Below are 16,773 nucleotides of genomic sequence, written 5' to 3' on the forward strand. Positions count from 1 at the left end.
GCTACGAGGTTTTTCCTATAGCCTGTTTTTCTATTCTATGAGAAAATAAAAGATAGAGTGATTAATAATAGGAGGTCACAATGAGTGCAATTGGCGTAATTGGTGGTACTGGCGTTTACGATCCGTCCATCTTTGAAAATATTCATGAAGAATCCTTAATGACACCATATGGTGAAATAGATTATGTACAAGGTACATACCATGGGAAAACAGTAATCTTTGTTGCTCGTCACGGCAAAGATCATACAATTCCTCCACACAAAATTAACTATCGTGCTAATATTTGGGGTCTCAAAAAATTAGGCGTTACATTTATTATCTCTACGACTGCTGTAGGTTCCTTGAATGAAAACTTCAAGCCTGGTCATTTCGTGTTGACTGACCAATTCTTAGATTTTACTAAGAACCGCATCACTACATTCTATGAAGGTGGTGACCGACCTGTAGCACATCTAGACGTAACAAATCCATATTGTCCAGAACTACGTGATATTCTTCAAAAGGTTGGTACTGAACAAGGTTTGTCTGTTCACAATGGCGGTACTTATGTATGTACAGAAGGTCCACGCTTTGAAACACCAGCGGAAATTAAAATGTTCCATATGCTCGGTGGTGATACAGTAGGCATGACAAATGTACCAGAAGTAAATTTAGCTAATGAAGCTGAAATGGCATATGCTACGATTTCTATGATTACCAACTATGCAGCAGGTATTTCTGAATCTGCTCTAACACATAGTGAAGTTGTAGAAATGATGGGCGATATGGCAGCTCAACTTAAATCACTTATTTTAGGTGCTATTGATGCAATTGATGTAGATGCTCGTTATGATGCGCATAATCGCATGCACGAATATGGTGGCTTTAAACTATAATCCATTTATAACGAAGCACAATAGTTCATCGAAGGAGAAGGTATGATTAATATTGAATGGCGTAAAGATACGCTGGTGCTATTAGATCAAACTAAATTACCTACTGAAATTACTTATGTTCACTGCACGGATTGGCGTCAAGTGGCTGAGGCTATTAAAATGCTTCGAGTTCGTGGGGCACCTGCTATTGGTGTAGCTGCTAGTTATGGTCTAATTTTAGCTGCTATGGAAGCAAGCCGTTTAGAGGCTCCATTTAGTGAACAACTTACAAGCTTATATGAATTTAGCGAGACTTTAAAAGAAACTCGGCCTACTGCAATCAACTTGGCTTGGGCTATAGATCGGGTGATTTCTTTAGTAAAAGGTCAAGTTGAAAGCATGTTCTCAATGAGTGATGTGGTAGACCTAATTACGAAGGAAGCTATTATTATTCATGAAGAAGACGTATCTTTGAATCGTCGTATGGCAGAAGCAGGAGCAACTTTATTTGAAGGTCAAAAGAATATTCGTATTTTGACCCATTGTAATGCTGGTGCATTAGCTACAGGTGGTTTAGGTACAGCACTTGGTGTTGTCCGTAAGCTTCATGAAAATGGTCAATTGGAAGGGGTTTATGCTGATGAAACACGACCATTATTGCAAGGTGCTAGACTTACCGCATTTGAGCTACATGAGGATGGCATTCCTGTAACTTTAGAAACCGACAATATGGCGGCCTATGCGATGCAACATGGCCTCATTGATGCAGTTATCGTAGGCGCAGACCGCATCACTACTAAAGGTGATGTAGCAAATAAAATTGGTACTTATGGTGTGGCTGTGTTAGCTAAATTCCATAACATTCCATTCTATGTGGCGGCACCGTATAGTACATTTGACTTTACCTTAGAAAATGGTAGCGATATTCCTATTGAGATGCGCGATGAGTATGAAGTGACATCGTTACATGGTGTTCAAATAGCACCTAATGGCATTGATGTTCTTAATCCAGCCTTCGATGTGACACCACATGAGCTAGTGACTGCCATCATTACAGAAGAAGGTGTTTTAAAACCAAACTATGAAGAGTCTATTGATAAGCTGCGTCAAATTGTAGAATCTAAATAACAAATAAATCCAAGTGGGTTTACTATCAAATCTTTATTTTAACTATATCAACTCATATTAGTAAAAGGAGTTATTATGCAATCTTTAATTAAAGATATTAATTTAGCTGCAGAAGGCCGTAAAAAAATTGATTGGGTTTCTAACTTTATGCCTACTTTAAATACATTAGGTGATCGTTTTGAAGCTGAACAAACTTTCAAAGGCCAAACTATTGTTGTTAGTGTTCACTTAGAAGCAAAAACAGCTTATCTTGCCACTGTTTTGAAACGTGGTGGTGCTGATGTTATCGTAACTGGTTCTAATCCATTGTCTACACAAGACGATGTTGCCGCTGGCCTTGTAGATATGGGTATCACTGTATATGCTTGGTATGATTGCACAGATGAAGAATATTTTGATTTCCTTCATAAAGCATTGGATCATAAACCGCATATCATCATTGATGATGGTGGTGACCTAGTAAACTTGTTACATACTACACGTCAAGACGCTAAAGAACGTCTTATCGGTGGTAGCGAAGAAACTACGACAGGCGTACATCGTTTATATGCATTAGAGAATGCTAAACAATTAACATTCCCTATGATTGCCGTAAATGACTCTTACTGTAAATATCTTTTCGATAATCGTTATGGTACTGGTCAATCCGTTTGGGATGGCATCATGCGTACTACTAACTTGACTGTAACAGGTAAAAATGTTGTCGTTGCTGGTTACGGCTGGTGCGGTAAAGGCGTTGCTATGCGTGCAAAAGGCCTTGGTGCTCATGTATATGTAACTGAAGTAGATCCAATTAAAGCCGTTGAGGCTGTATTTGATGGCTTCAAAGTGTTACCTATGATTGAAGCTGCTAAAGTGGGCGATATCTTCTGTACTGTAACAGGCTGTAAAGATGTTATTGTAAAAGAACATTACGAAGTGATGAAAGATAAAGCCATCATGTGTAATGCGGGGCACTTCGACTGCGAAGTAAACGTAGCTGAACTAGCTGATCTTGCTGTAAGCCATGAGCGTGTTCGTCAAAATATCGAAGGCTATACTATGGCTGATGGTCGTAAACTATATGTATTGGCTGAAGGTCGCTTAGTTAACCTTGCAGCTGGTGATGGTCACCCTGCAGAAATCATGGACTTGTCCTTTGCTATGCAAGCTCTTGCTGCAGAGCATATCTTGAAAAACGGCAAAGAAATGGAGCCAAAAGTATATGTATTGCCTCATGAATTAGATGTGGAAATCGCTAAACTTAAATTGAACTCCATGGGCTATGATTTAGACTCTTTAACACAAGAACAAATCGATTACTTAACAAAAGTAAACTAATATTGAATAGAAATGTAATAGTAAATGATAGGCTTAGGTGTATTATTACTACTATAAACTTTCAGAATTAATAACTATAACCGAGCTATAATGGCTCGGTTATACCTATGAGGGAAGACTATGTCTGATTTATTGATTACTCATGTAGACGTTCTCACCGATGAGGGCGTTCTTAAAAACCATGCCATTGAAATTGAAAATGGCTATATTACAGCTATTTTAAATGACAGTGAAGCTATTAAGGCAAAAGATACTACTAAGGAAGTGCTAGATGGTAAAGGCCAATTAGCAGCACCAGGTCTTGTAAATACGCACACTCATATTGCGATGGGCCTATTTAGAAACTATGCAGATGATCTTGAGCTTATGGAATGGCTAGAAACGGCTATTTGGCCAACTGAGGCAAAGCTTAACGATGAATATGTACGGTATGGCACACAACTTGGCATCGCTGAAATGTTGCGCTCTGGTACAACAACCTTTAGCGACATGTATTTCTTTATGAATACTACCGCTGAGGTAGTAAAAGAAACGGGCATTCGTTCTGTATTATCTCGTGGCTTAGCAGGTGTTTCTCCAACAGCAGATCAAGCATTAGTTGAGAATGCTGATTTATTCCGCACTTGGAATGGCTTTGATAATGACCGCATCAAGGTATTATTAGGACCACATGCGCCATATACTTGTCCAGATGCTTATATGGAGAAGGTTATCTCCTTATCTCATGAATTAAATTGTGGCATTCACATGCACTTGTCCGAAACTAAAGGGGAAGTGGAGAATGTTATGAAAGCTACAGGTAAAACTCCAATCGCTCATATGCATGATTTAGGGTTATTCTGGAATACTACATTGGCCGCACACTGTGTTCATGTTACAGCTGAAGATATGGAAATTATGGCTGAAAATAATGTAGCTGTTGCCCATAATCCACAATCTAACCTTAAATTAGCAAGTGGTATTGCACCAGTGCCTGAAATGATTGGTAAAGGTATTACGGTTGGGCTTGGTACTGATGGCTCTGCATCTAATAATAATGCGGATATGCTTGAAGAAGTACGCCTTGCTGCAACCTTACATAAAGCACGTCTCTACGATCCTAAAGCCATTCCTGCACAAGCAGCTTGGCATATGGGCACTGTAGAAGGAGCGAAAGCACTTGGTTATACAGACCTTGGTGTATTAGCGAAAGGCTATCGTGCAGATATCGTGCTATATGACGTATCTGGTATGCACTGGATGCCTCGTTACAACGATTTAGCAGCACTTGTATACTCTGCAAATAGTTATGATGTAAATACTACAATTGTAGGTGGCAAAGTTCTTATGAAAGACAAAGAATTGCTTACTATTGATGAAGAAAAACTTCGCGCAGAAATCACTAAGGCTCAAGCGTATTTCAGTAACTAATATTAGTAAAAATTATATCTGTAACAGATTTGCTTTTTGCTGTCTATTGTAGTATTTTTCAGGTTTGTATTTAAATAATATAAGTTTGTATGCGAGGTACTGCTATGCTAAAAAGAATACTTCAATACCTTTCACTTTGTATGGCCTTAGTTAGTTTATTGATATTAGCTGGTTGTAGTAGTAATAGTGCGTCTTCTCAGTCTAAAGGACCTGAAGGGGAATGGATTGCTTACTCAGGCTATACCGTTCAAAATGTAGTGAGTGCTGTTGACACGCCTATTTTTACGATGAATCTTACAGCTCGAAATGATAGTAAGACGATTTATACTGCAGATATGAAAGCTTATAATTATCAATATACGACGCCTGAAAAGAGACCTGTAATTGAATCTACTCAAATGGTAGGGGATATAAAGGAAGCTCGTCTAAATTATATTACAGCACTTACACTTGTAATGAGTGCTAACGATATAGTAGGTAACGCAGATAGCTCGAATTTAAATACAATTAAGATGGATATTAGGGACATACCCAATACTGATCTTATTTATGATTCAAAAACAGATACTATTAAATTTATGGATCAAACCTTTAAACGAGTTAGCGATACGAACAATTTACAATCATTGGCCGATGCATATAAGAAAGACCTTCAAGTAGCTTCTAATAAATATTTAGAAGAGATTGGGAATGCAGCAAATCCTAAAACAAAATTTATAACAACCTATAACTTTGATGACTCTATCATTAAAGACAATAAGAAATGATTTATAAAAGAAAACCCACTTCTATTATGATATATTCCTTTATTAGATACTTAATAAAGGGGGGATATATCATATGGAGTGGGTTTATTTTGTAATGTTTTATTTTTAATGTTATTTTATTACTTTCACCAAGAACATTGGTACAGGAATATAAAATTCATCTTCTTCACTGTAAATACGAGGTCCTACTGTGGAATCAATGGTGACAGAGCTAGCACCTAATTTTGTGAGCACTTCTTTGTCCCATTGAGGACGTGTGTAGGATGAAATTTCAAGCATATGATAAATAGTATGGCATCGCTCTTTTAACTCATTGCTTACATGTTCATGGGCATGATGTACGGATTTCGGCAAATCATGATGATTGCGAGCATATTCCGCATCATAATTGAGGATTAAACCGCCTGGACGAATGATACGTAACCATTCAGCATAGGCTTTATCTGGATGTGGTAAATTCCATGTTACATTGCGGGCTACAACAATATCAAAGGTATTAGAATCAAAGCTGAGATTTTCTGCATCCATAACGGAGAAGGTAGCATCACAATCAAGGGATTCTGCCAGTTGATTTGCTTCGTCTATCATATTAGGCGTAATATCGATGCCGTGCACTGTATGTCCTAGTTGAGAGAGGATAATACTAAAGAAGCCTGCACCACAACCAATATCTAATATACGTAAAGAGCGATCAGAATCAAAGATATGACTCGTTAGTTCATCTCTCCATAATTTAAGTTTAGGGCTCTCTAATTCTTTAGCTCGTAAGGCTCCAAAATCGTGAGCTCGATCTGTCCAATAGGATGTAATAAATTCTTTATCGTCCTTCATAGGATGGTTGTGTTCAAAAATATCGTTCATACGTAAAATCTCCTCATATTCTATAGTGTTTATAGTACCATAAAATATGAATAAACTATACAGCAAAAATCACATTTATACTATAAATACATAGGGGTTGATATGTTATAATAATTTTATATTTTGTTTAATGAAAGGCAGGGCTATGATATTACAAACTGGACAACGTACAGATATACCTGCCTTTTATGGTCAGTGGCTAATTAATCGTATACATGAAGGTTACGTAGATGTTCAAAATCCTTATAATCCACTACAAGTAACGCGTTATACTATTAACCACGAAGTAGTAGATGGTATTGCTTTTTGTACGAAAAATCCATTGCCATTTATACCATTACTAAATGAAATTAAAGATTATCGACAATATTGGCATATGACCATAACCCCTTACGGACGTGATATTGAGCCCTATGTACCACAATATGAGGCTGTAATAGAAGGTTTTAAACATATTTCTAATAATCTTAACCATCAGTCTATGGTGTGGCGCTATGATCCAATCATTTTAACTAATGACTATACAACAGATTTTCATTTTGAAAGCTTTTATAAAATGGCAAAGTCCTTAATGGGCTATACCGATACAGTTATTGTTAGTTTTTTAGATATCTTTGATAAAGTAGCTCATAATTTTCCTGAAGGTTATAGACCAAGTTTAGCTATTCAAAAGAAGATCATTAAAGAATTAGTATCTATAGCTCATTCTCATCATATGATACTTAAAACCTGTGGAGAAGGGGATGTTTTCAAAGAATTAGGTGTTAATACGGAGGGCTGTCTTACACTAGACTGTTATGAACGAGCTTGGAACATAACATTAAAAGCACCGAAACGAACACCAGCTAGACCTGAGTGTAATTGTTATTTACATGGGGATATTGGCGCTTATGATAGCTGTAGTCACTTCTGCCGTTATTGTTATGCCAATACGAATCAAGCTGCAGTTCGTCAACATCGAATGGAACATGATCCAAATTCTAGCTTACTAATTGGCACACTTTCAAAAACAGCAATTATTAAAGAAAGTACCGAAAAGAGCTGGGTTGTAGACGAAACTTTTACACAAGAGAGCCTATTTTAACTAGAAATACGAGGAATTACGAAACTCAAATAGTTGACGTATCGTGTAAAATATAAACAAAAGGGTTGGGGCACCTAAAGAATATAAGAGAGTTAAACGATTTTTAACTGTTTATGTATTATTACAAGGAGGTGGATTATGATCACCTATAAAACTGACAGTAAAGCAGCCTTACAATCATCTGAATCGTCTATGCCAGTACTAGCTATGTGTTACGATTTTGATAAAACCTTAACCCCTGATGATATGCAGGCACAAGGTTTTATTCAATCTGTTGGCTATAACGAAGAGCAAATTAAACAGTTCTGGCAAGAATCGAATGAATTAGCTAAAAAGAATGATATGGATAATAACTTAGCCTATATGTACAAGATGATTCAAGAAGCAGTAGGTCATTTCTATGTAACGAAAGAAAAGCTTATGGAATATGGCAATCAAGTAGAACTATACGAAGGCGTTCGTACTTGGTTTGAACGTATTCGCGACTATGGCTTAGAACATGGTGTACGCATTGAGCATTACATCATTTCGTCGGGCTTAAAAGAAATGATTGAAGGTACTGAAATGGCTAAAGAGGGGGCTTTCACCAAAATCTATGCTAGTGCATTCTTGTTTGATGATAAAGGCGTAGCTGTATGGCCTGCACAAGCTATTAACTATACAAATAAAACACAGTTTTTATTCCGCATACAAAAAGGGATTCTAGATATTAATGACACAGGCGTTAATGATTATATTAAGCCTGAAAATCAACGAGTGCCGTTCCGCAATATGATTTATATCGGAGATAGCGATACAGATATTCCATGCATGAGCCTTGTAAATGCCAATGGCGGTCATTCCATAGGTGTGTATGATCCTATTAAAAAGGATAAAGATAAGGTCTATAAAATGATGCGTCATCACCGTATCCGGTATTATGCACCAGCAGATTATTCAAATGGTTCAAAGCTAGATACCTTAGTAAAGCAAATTATACGTAAAACAGCAGCCTACGAAGTATTAGAAGGCGAATATATTCATTGTAAATACGAAGCAGAGGAGTAATATGGATAAATCTAAATTAACTAGCGAATGGATTCAAACATTTAACAGATTAGGTTCTGAAGGCAAATTAAAACCTACCGTACCATACCATGATTTATTTAACCGTAAAGAACTAAAAGGATTCCCTTTGCATACATTGCCTATGTGGACTGTAAACTTCCCAACAGGTCATATTACATGTTGTGACCCTTTGGTAACGTTACCTAATAAACCAGACACGTATATTAGAACGGTAGAACCAGGTACGTATTTGTTAGAAACAAAAATAATTGAAATGGAACCTAATGAATATCGATATGTAGCTAGCCGTATTGTTTTTAGTGGTAATGAGCCTGTGAACTACGAATTAGCATTAAAAGGTACAGAAGATTTAACAGATCTCGATGATGGTGAAAGCTATATTGGATTCCCTGTAGATTCTGGTCTTGCTACAGTAGTTGATGCTGAAACAATTGAGACCTACAGAAAGTTTTACGATCAATGGCATACTAACTATCCGGATAAGAACATTTACGATGATTACTATAGCGATTTATTCCAATTAAATGCTATGGCATATCCTCAATACCAACGCTCTAAAGGGGACTGGATTAACTTTACAATTCCTGAAACCGAATTGACTGTGCCAATGATTCAATCTGGCTTTGGTGATGGTTTATACCCTGTATACTGGGCATTTGATAAAGATGGGCAAATCTGCCAATTGATTATGGAATATATTGATTGCAGCGAAGCATATCAATAATTTAATCTAGCGATATATAAAGATATATAAAGCTTGATAACTTAATAACATACTAAAAAAGACGCTTAGATTACTAAGCGTCTTTTATATATTTCTATATAATTGTAAGGTCTAAATACCAAAAATCCAGTTTACGAATACACGTAGGATACTAAGACCTACAATGATTTCTGCTAGAAATCTTAAAGAACCTTCCATACCATTACCTAAATGTTTTAAACTGCCAATTTTAGCTTTACTTACGATATCACACCAGCACATATAATACCTCCATGAGAGTTAATATGAGTAAATTACATAATTTATATGCTTATTTTACAACGTTATATCAAAAATTTCAATATGTATTTAAAATTAAATAATAATAATTCTACACATATATCTATAATAGTAAAACTGTAGTAACCATAGATCCTCGTAAAATAAGGATTATTAAGTGTTAAGTTGCTTTGATATATATTAAAACTATATAAGACTTATAGAAATAAATATAGGATAATACAGTATCATTTTTATATGAAATCTCAAAGGTTATATAAGAGTTTATATAAGTCTAAGGCATAGGCCGAAGACATAGGATTTATTGACATATAGTCATTTTTATTGATTATTATAGTTGGAAGATAAATAAACTAGGATATAGATATAAAGGCTTATTTTTATTTGTTTGTATTTTACTTCCGATAACGATATATTATCGGAAGTAATTATAACAAGAAAATTGGGCCTGAATGGCCCAATCCCTTATGTTATATGTTTTTTTAGCTTATTAAGCTTATTTACGTTTAAATGTATATGGTTCGTATTCTACATCATTATGGCGATTAGTCCACCAGTTCCAACCAATTCTTGCAAGCTTCCATGCAATGAAGCCTACGATAATTCCCAATACTAAGCCTGTTAATACATCTGTTGGATAATGTACAAATAGATATACTCTAGAAAATGCTACTACTAATGACCCAAGTAATGCTATAATTCCCAAATATCGCTTCTGAGGCGCTATTTGGCTCAAGCCTAGGTAAATGGTCATGGCTGATGCAAATGAACCAAAACTATGGCCTGACGGGAATGAATAACTACTAGCTTTTGGTAATGCAGACTCTAATGGTACTGTTACATTAGGAAAATCTACAAATGGTCTTAAACGAGCCACATTAGGTTTTAATCCTTGGTCACCGATGATGAATACAAATCCTAATGCAATTATTATAGCTACGCCTAATACACGATATTTTTTCTGTAACATCAATAATAAGGCAATTACAATCCATAAGGCACCGCTGCCAGTAATTTTTGAAATAAATGCCATAATAGGTGTTAAAAAACTATATACAAGGTGATCATGTACATAGAAGATTAAAGAGTGATCAAATTGTAAGATTGTGTCCATAGCTTCCTCTTCTATTTTGTTAAATGATAATTAGTGAGAATGGATGAATGTAGATTATATCCTTAATATTCTTTATTGGATTCTTAGATATTTTATACTATGTATATATCGCTTTCTCATTTACATCCAAATAATAGCCTAAACTATTTATACATCATGGTCAATAGCTTAGGCTATATTTAATAAAATCTTTAATTATGATTTCTTTTTGTCCGGTTTTTTCGGTGGATTTGGTGGTGCTGCAGGTGTTGCAGGCATTGTAATAATCGTATCTACTGGATCATATACGGACTCAAAGGAATCTGTTTGCGTTACCCAGTTACCATAGGTAATGGTTCTATACGTATTCATTGTTAAACCTACATGCCCCTCCTGCACTTCTTTTTCTTTTAATGAAGGATCTACCCTAGTGATAGTTTTGTTAGGAATTTCGCCATAGTCTCCTACAGAAATAGAAACATTTTTAGGCTTATCTTGAGCCGTACCTATAATATAGATCGTTAACGTTCCGTTGTTCATAACACTAAGGATATAAATAGATTGTTGATAAGGATTTCTAAACTTAAAGTCTAAATAGCCCCAAGCTACTGTAGCATCACGACCAGCTTGAATATATCCTACTGGCTCAAAGTGTGGTGTACGCTCGATAATATTCATACCGGATAGTAAAGCTGTATTAAATATGGTAGAACTTACTTGGCAAATGCCACCGCCAATACCTGGAACTAATTTACCATCAATCATAACAGGTGCATCATCATAGCCCGCCTCTGCAGTACGTTCACCTACAACATCGTTAAAGGAGAATTGTGCACCTGATTTAATTAGGGTACCGTTTATTTTATCAGATGCTAATTGGATATTATGGGTTCTGCTTTCATTACCAGGATCATACTCTGTAGTGTAAGAAGCTAATACCGTATTTAAAGATTTTAAATCGGCATCACTTACTTTTACAGTATTCTGTGTAGTAAATACCATAGATAAGGAATTAATACTATCACCGGACTGTAAATCATCTTTTAATTTCTTTAGCGTAGCATCAATATCAATACGTTTACCTTCTTTAGCCGCATGAAATACAACTTGTCCATTCTCAAGCGTTAGATATGCATCATGTCCTGGTGTATCAATTGTTTTAGCCAATTCACTTAGATAGGTTTTACCTTTTACCTCATCAAGCTTATATTGTGGCTTAAAATGATGACCGTAGAATAAGGCATTAAATCGATTTGAAAGTAGTGTCCATATATCATCTTCATAGCCATATGTAGAAATAGCTTTTACCATAGCATCTGAATCGATTTGGATCCCTAAATCATGATAGGTAGCTTGTTGTTTTTTATTATTGCCCATATCAATAGATATAGTTTGAGGGATTTTACTATTTAACTCTTGTAAGCGAGCCTGTAATTCATTCTTAGGTGTATTAGATAGATCTGTATCATTGTAATATACACCATAAGAAATATTTTCTGTTGGAATGTATGAACAGCCGCTCGTCCCTAAGAGAACAAGCATAGTTCCTACTAAAATATATTTCTTCGTCATTATTTATAAAATCTCCCGAATTAGTTATCATATTCTCTAATTATAGCATATTACTGTCTAATGTATGGTACAATTATATTGATAATTTTAGGGTAAGGGTGAACTATGTCAAAGTCTAAAGAGCAACAGAAACATTTCTATTTGCGCAATAATGATGCGCTTATGAATAGCACTAAGTTGTCTATGAAAGCAAAACAAAGCATATTATTATCTAAGGCTGAAAATACTGTTGATGCGTACGAATCGGATTGGGACGATTTCGTAGATTGGTGTACCTATCAAAAGGTATCTTATTTTCCAGCCACACCAGAAACCATAGTAAACTATATAAATGATCTAGCTGATTATGCTAAGGCAAATACAATCTCTCGTCGTATTAGCGCTATCTCAGAGAATTATAATGCTTCTGGACATCGGGATAATCCATGTATGGCACCAATTGTAAAACAAGCGTTACGCGGGATTAGACGTTTAAAAGGTACATTTCAACAAGGTAAAACACCAGTACTATTAGAGGATATTGAAGATATTCTAGATTGTATGACTAAACTAGATGTACCCGAATTACAGTTATTACGAGATAAGGCTATTCTTTTAATTGGTTTTATGGGTGCTTTTCGTCGTAGTGAAATTGCAGCTATTACAGTAGAACATCTACAGTTTTCTCCACAAGGTGTTGAAATCTTTGTACCATCCTCAAAAGCAGACCAAGAAGGTCAAGGTGCTGTTGTAGCGATTCCTCATCTATCTGGTTCTCCTCTAGACGCAGTACGTGCCCTACAGCAATGGTTACGTGCCTCTGGTATTACTGAAGGGCCTGTATTTAGAGGTTTTACTAAAAATATGTCACTTCGTAAAACAGCCATATCCGATAAAATGATTGCAGAAATTGTAAAGAAATATATTTCTCTCATTGGTCTTGATCCAACTATGTATGGTGCCCATAGTTTACGTCATGGCTTTGCAACCACTGCCGCAGCTTATGGTGTGGAAGAACGTAATATTATGAGACAAACACGTCATCATAGTGTTAACATGGTTCGCCGTTATATTAATGAAGCCAATAAGTTTGTCGATAATCCTATTTCTACAATTTTTGAAAAACGATTTAGATGATAATTATAGATCAATTGATTAAGACAATATCTATAAATCGTATAATAACATATATTAGATAACAAAAAGCAGCTATCTCTATTGAGTAGCTGCTTTTTCGTGTGGGTTATACCCATATATATTTAGTTTTGAGCCACATAGTCCAAAGCTCTAACTGGACTATCAGAATTATGTGCTGGTACCTTTAATACTGTACCAGGTACAAGTGTACCAGAATCACTAATGTTGTTGAGTTCTTTCATGGCATATACCATTTCTCGAACATCCATATCTTTATGAGCTGTACGAGCTGCAATATCCCACATAGTATCGCCTGCTTGTACCTTTACTTCACGTACTGCATGTGTATTTGTAGCTGTTACAGGATTTGTCATATTATAGCCGAACAAGATTGTTAAGCACATTCCTACCATCATCAATATATTTTTCATCTCATACCTCACATTTAAATCGAACATAATATCTGAGAACATTTGTTTGTTTACATGCTTATATTAGCACACGAACGAATGTTCGGTCAAGTGTTTTAGAACAAATGTTTGCAAAAACTTTTAAAATTGCCTATAATAGGTATATAAGATTAATAATTATCTTATGTATTTATTATATAGTACAAATGAGTAAATTTTTCCACATATATATATTGATATTATTTTGACGTTACATTGACTATGGAGGTTTATCGTGAGACGCCCTGCTACAGATATTAATACAAAACAGCGCCGTATATTAGATTTTATTAAGGACTCTTTACATAATGAATATCGTTGTCCTACTGTTCGAGAAATCTGTACGCATGTAGGCCTTAGTTCTACTTCTACTGTGCAATCTCACTTGAATGCTCTTGAAAAGTTTGGTTATATTAAGCGTGATCCTAATAAAAATCGCGCTATTACAGTATTAGAGGATACAAAACCTTCTATTTCTGTAGACGGTAATGAAACATCTAGTTCTGATAATTTTGAATTCTTAGGGGCTGGATTAAAACAAGTTCCTCTTATTGGTACTGTACAAGCAGGTATGCCTATTACAGCGGTAGAAAATTTAGAGTCTACTCTTACATTACCTGTTCAATTAACTGGTGATTCTGACTGCTTCTTACTACGTGTTCAAGGCGAATCCATGATGAATATTGGTATGTATGAAGGTGATATGCTCATCGTACGCCATCAAAATACGGCTAATAATGGTGATGTAGTTGTAGCACGTATTGATGACGAAGCTACAGTAAAACGTTTTTATAAAGAAAATGGACATATTCGTTTACAACCAGAAAATGATGATTTCGATCCAATCATTGTAGATGATTGTCATATTGAAGGTCTTGTCATTGGTCTTGTACGAGATAGAATATAGAAAAAACCGGCAACTTATGGTTGCCGGTTTTTTATTGTATCTATTAAGTTTATATATTATGTTAAACTATATTAATATTTACAATTTGAACTTGCTCATATTCTCGTATTCCAGATGCATTCAATAGGTCTGTATCAATAGTAATGCTCCCTACATAAAAAACAGAAGCTATATTAAATAGCTCCTGTTTTTATTTTATTTTACATATTCTGTTAAAGCTTTATCAATATATGCTGCTTCTTCGGCACTAGGGTCACACATTGGCAAATTAAATACGCCAGCAGGTAAACCTATTTTACGGACTGCATATTTAACAGGAATAGGATTTGTAGTAATAAACATAGCTTTTATGATATCCGCTAAGCTTTGATGAATACGAAGTGCTTCGTGATTATGACCAGATTCATAAGCTTGAATCATAGCATTCATATCTTTTCCTGCTACATGAGAAACTACGGATACAACACCACATGCACCTACAGATAGCATTGGCAATGTAAGACCATCATCTCCACTATATACCATGAAGTCATCCTCAGGCATTAAGCGTTTAATTTCAGATGAAATCATAAGATTGCCACTGGCCTCTTTAATCGCGCATACATGTGGATACTCACTATGTAATTGTGCTAGTGTTGTTGGGAAAATGCCTGTTCCTACACGGCTTGGTACATTATACACCATGATTGGCAGTGTAGTAGCCTCTGCAATAGCTTTAAAGTGTAAGTATTGACCTTGTTGATTTGGCTTATTGTAGTAAGGTACTACAACTAATAAACCATCGATTCCATCAATTTTAGATACTTCTTTTACAAAGTCTACAGAAGCTTTTGTGTCATTTGAACCTACATTAGCAATAATGGAACCTTTATGACCACATTCTTTAGCGATAGCTGTAAATAATGCTAATTTATCCTCTTTTGACATGGATGGATTTTCCCCTGTTGTACCGCATACAACGAGTCCATCAGATCCATTATCTAATAAATGATGAGCAATAGCTACACTATTTTCTATGTTAAGGGATCCATCATTATTAAATGATGTAATCATAGCCGTTAATACTCGACCAAAGGTTTTCATATCTGTCCTCCCCTTGATAGATTAAAATGCTTGTTTTTCTACCAAGTACTCAGCAATTTGCAACGCATTAAGTGCTGCACCTTTACGAATTTGGTCCCCTACAATCCAAAAATTCATACCTTTGTCGTTATATAAATCTTTACGAATACGACCGATTTCACAGTCATTTTGATTAGACGTATATAATGGCATTGGATAAATTTGTTCTGCAGGATTATCTTTTACTTGTAAACCTGGGAATTTTTCACATGCTGCTTTGAAAGCTTCTACAGAAACTGGTTCAGCTGTTTCTACTAAAACAGATTCAGAGTGGGAACGATATACTGGAACACGTACAGTAGTTGGTACTACTTGAATTGTGTCATCATGAAGAATTTTTTGTGTTTCATGGACCATTTTCATTTCTTCTTTTGTATAATCATTGTCCAAGAATACATCAATTTGTGGCAACAGGTTAAATGCTACAGGATAATGTTTAGGTGCAGATCCTGTTGGCAATAAATTTGCAGTCATTTCTTCGCCAGCAGTATATTGTTTTACTTGATTTTCAAGTTCTTCAATACCCTCTTTACCAGCACCTGATACTGCTTGATATGTACTTACAACGATGCGTTTAATTGGAGAAATATCATGTAGTGGTTTTAAACCTAAGCTCATAATAATAGTAGAGCAATTTGGGTTAGCAATAATACCTTTATGTTTTAAGATATCTTCTGGATTTACTTCAGGTACAACTAGAGGTACTTCAGGATCCATACGGAATGCACTAGAGTTATCGATAACAATTGCACCACGTTTAGCTGCTTCTGGTGCTAATGTTTTAGAAATAGAACCACCTGCAAATAAAGCGATATCAATATTTTCAAAGGATTCTGGTTTTGCTTCCTCTACTACATATGTTTTTCCATTCACTGTAAGTTCAGTACCTGCAGAACGAGCAGATGCCAACAATTTTAAATTTTCATATGGGAAATTACGCTCTTCAATAAGTGTAATAAATTCAGCACCTACTGCACCAGTAGCACCAAGAATTGCAACATTAGGTTTTTTCATTACTA

Annotated in this window: 17 protein-coding genes and 1 pseudogene; 10 read left to right on the top strand and 8 right to left on the bottom strand. The window is 35.5% G+C overall.

The genetic code is table 11. The features are described 5' to 3' along the window. Positions 1–80 precede the first annotated feature (80 nt). The 5 genes from mtnP (at position 81) to ACWTVK_RS02200 (ending at position 5,479) form a co-directional block, all read left to right on the top strand. Positions 81–875 carry an S-methyl-5'-thioadenosine phosphorylase gene (mtnP, locus tag ACWTVK_RS02180; protein ID WP_456045807.1) on the top strand — a complete coding sequence of 265 codons (795 nt, stop codon included), beginning with the start codon at positions 81–83 and terminating at the stop codon, positions 873–875. 42 nt (positions 876–917) lie between these two features. Further along, positions 918–1,982, top strand: a complete 1,065-nt coding sequence (gene mtnA, locus ACWTVK_RS02185) for an S-methyl-5-thioribose-1-phosphate isomerase (protein ID WP_295793603.1) — start codon at positions 918–920, stop codon at positions 1,980–1,982. Positions 1,983–2,057: 75 nt separating this feature from the next. Next, complete coding sequence (locus ACWTVK_RS02190; RefSeq protein WP_295793604.1) at positions 2,058–3,302, top strand: adenosylhomocysteinase; 1,245 nt, start codon at positions 2,058–2,060, stop codon at positions 3,300–3,302. A 120-nt stretch (positions 3,303–3,422) separates the two neighbouring features. After that, on the top strand, positions 3,423–4,712 hold the full coding sequence (locus ACWTVK_RS02195; protein ID WP_456045808.1) for an amidohydrolase: 1,290 nt from the start codon (positions 3,423–3,425) through the stop codon (positions 4,710–4,712). Between the two features lie 104 nt (positions 4,713–4,816). Beyond that, complete coding sequence (locus tag ACWTVK_RS02200) at positions 4,817–5,479, top strand: hypothetical protein (protein WP_456045809.1); 663 nt, start codon at positions 4,817–4,819, stop codon at positions 5,477–5,479. 111 nt (positions 5,480–5,590) lie between these two features. Here ACWTVK_RS02200 and ACWTVK_RS02205 read toward each other — a convergent pair whose 3' ends face one another. Beyond that, positions 5,591–6,340 carry a class I SAM-dependent methyltransferase gene (locus tag ACWTVK_RS02205; RefSeq protein WP_456045810.1) on the bottom strand — a complete coding sequence of 250 codons (750 nt, stop codon included), beginning with the start codon at positions 6,338–6,340 and terminating at the stop codon, positions 5,591–5,593. 145 nt (positions 6,341–6,485) lie between these two features. On the opposite strand from ACWTVK_RS02205, the gene ACWTVK_RS02210 reads away from it, so the two are divergent. The 3 genes from ACWTVK_RS02210 (at position 6,486) to ACWTVK_RS02220 (ending at position 9,216) form a co-directional block, all read left to right on the top strand. Next, a complete protein-coding gene (locus ACWTVK_RS02210) occupies positions 6,486–7,424 on the top strand; it encodes a DUF1848 domain-containing protein (protein WP_456045811.1) in 939 nt (312 codons plus the stop codon). A 138-nt stretch (positions 7,425–7,562) separates the two neighbouring features. Continuing rightward, positions 7,563–8,471: an HAD family hydrolase gene (locus ACWTVK_RS02215; protein ID WP_456045812.1), complete on the top strand. Its 909-nt coding sequence runs from the start codon at positions 7,563–7,565 to the stop codon at positions 8,469–8,471. Position 8,472: 1 nt separating this feature from the next. Beyond that, positions 8,473–9,216 (top strand): DUF4241 domain-containing protein, encoded by a 744-nt coding sequence (locus ACWTVK_RS02220; RefSeq protein ID WP_456045813.1) that lies wholly within the window; start codon positions 8,473–8,475, stop codon positions 9,214–9,216. Positions 9,217–9,327: 111 nt separating this feature from the next. Here the strand turns inward: ACWTVK_RS02220 and ACWTVK_RS02225 are convergent, their stop codons facing one another. From ACWTVK_RS02225 to ACWTVK_RS02235, 3 genes are all read right to left on the bottom strand, one after another. Further along, complete coding sequence (locus ACWTVK_RS02225; RefSeq protein WP_024066213.1) at positions 9,328–9,477, bottom strand: hypothetical protein; 150 nt, start codon at positions 9,475–9,477, stop codon at positions 9,328–9,330. 514 nt (positions 9,478–9,991) lie between these two features. Next, the gene (locus tag ACWTVK_RS02230) at positions 9,992–10,609 is read right to left on the bottom strand and encodes a phosphatase PAP2 family protein (RefSeq protein ID WP_456045814.1); all 618 of its coding nucleotides are present in this window, start codon (positions 10,607–10,609) and stop codon (positions 9,992–9,994) included. 195 nt (positions 10,610–10,804) lie between these two features. Continuing rightward, positions 10,805–12,160: a VanW family protein gene (locus ACWTVK_RS02235; RefSeq protein ID WP_456045815.1), complete on the bottom strand. Its 1,356-nt coding sequence runs from the start codon at positions 12,158–12,160 to the stop codon at positions 10,805–10,807. A 105-nt stretch (positions 12,161–12,265) separates the two neighbouring features. Between ACWTVK_RS02235 and ACWTVK_RS02240 the strand changes: the two genes are divergently transcribed. Further along, positions 12,266–13,276, top strand: coding sequence for a site-specific integrase (locus ACWTVK_RS02240; RefSeq protein WP_456045816.1), 1,011 nt, complete (start codon positions 12,266–12,268; stop codon positions 13,274–13,276). A gap of 122 nt (positions 13,277–13,398) precedes the next feature. Here the strand turns inward: ACWTVK_RS02240 and ACWTVK_RS02245 are convergent, their stop codons facing one another. Beyond that, on the bottom strand, positions 13,399–13,707 hold the full coding sequence (locus ACWTVK_RS02245) for a LysM peptidoglycan-binding domain-containing protein (RefSeq protein ID WP_105094378.1): 309 nt from the start codon (positions 13,705–13,707) through the stop codon (positions 13,399–13,401). 253 nt (positions 13,708–13,960) lie between these two features. On the opposite strand from ACWTVK_RS02245, the gene lexA reads away from it, so the two are divergent. Further along, the gene (lexA, locus tag ACWTVK_RS02250) at positions 13,961–14,632 is read left to right on the top strand and encodes a transcriptional repressor LexA (RefSeq protein WP_005386617.1); all 672 of its coding nucleotides are present in this window, start codon (positions 13,961–13,963) and stop codon (positions 14,630–14,632) included. Between the two features lie 70 nt (positions 14,633–14,702). Here the strand turns inward: lexA and ACWTVK_RS02255 are convergent. From ACWTVK_RS02255 to ACWTVK_RS02265, 3 genes and pseudogenes are all read right to left on the bottom strand, one after another. After that, positions 14,703–14,804: pseudogene (locus ACWTVK_RS02255) on the bottom strand (aspartate 1-decarboxylase); the annotation flags it as partial. Positions 14,805–14,827: 23 nt separating this feature from the next. Next, positions 14,828–15,715, bottom strand: a complete 888-nt coding sequence (gene dapA / locus ACWTVK_RS02260; RefSeq protein WP_456045817.1) for a 4-hydroxy-tetrahydrodipicolinate synthase — start codon at positions 15,713–15,715, stop codon at positions 14,828–14,830. A 21-nt stretch (positions 15,716–15,736) separates the two neighbouring features. Beyond that, positions 15,737–16,768, bottom strand: a complete 1,032-nt coding sequence (locus ACWTVK_RS02265) for an aspartate-semialdehyde dehydrogenase (RefSeq protein ID WP_295783303.1) — start codon at positions 16,766–16,768, stop codon at positions 15,737–15,739. Between the last annotated feature and the right edge of the window lie 5 nt (positions 16,769–16,773).

The organism is Veillonella sp. Ser01, from assembly GCF_053850375.1.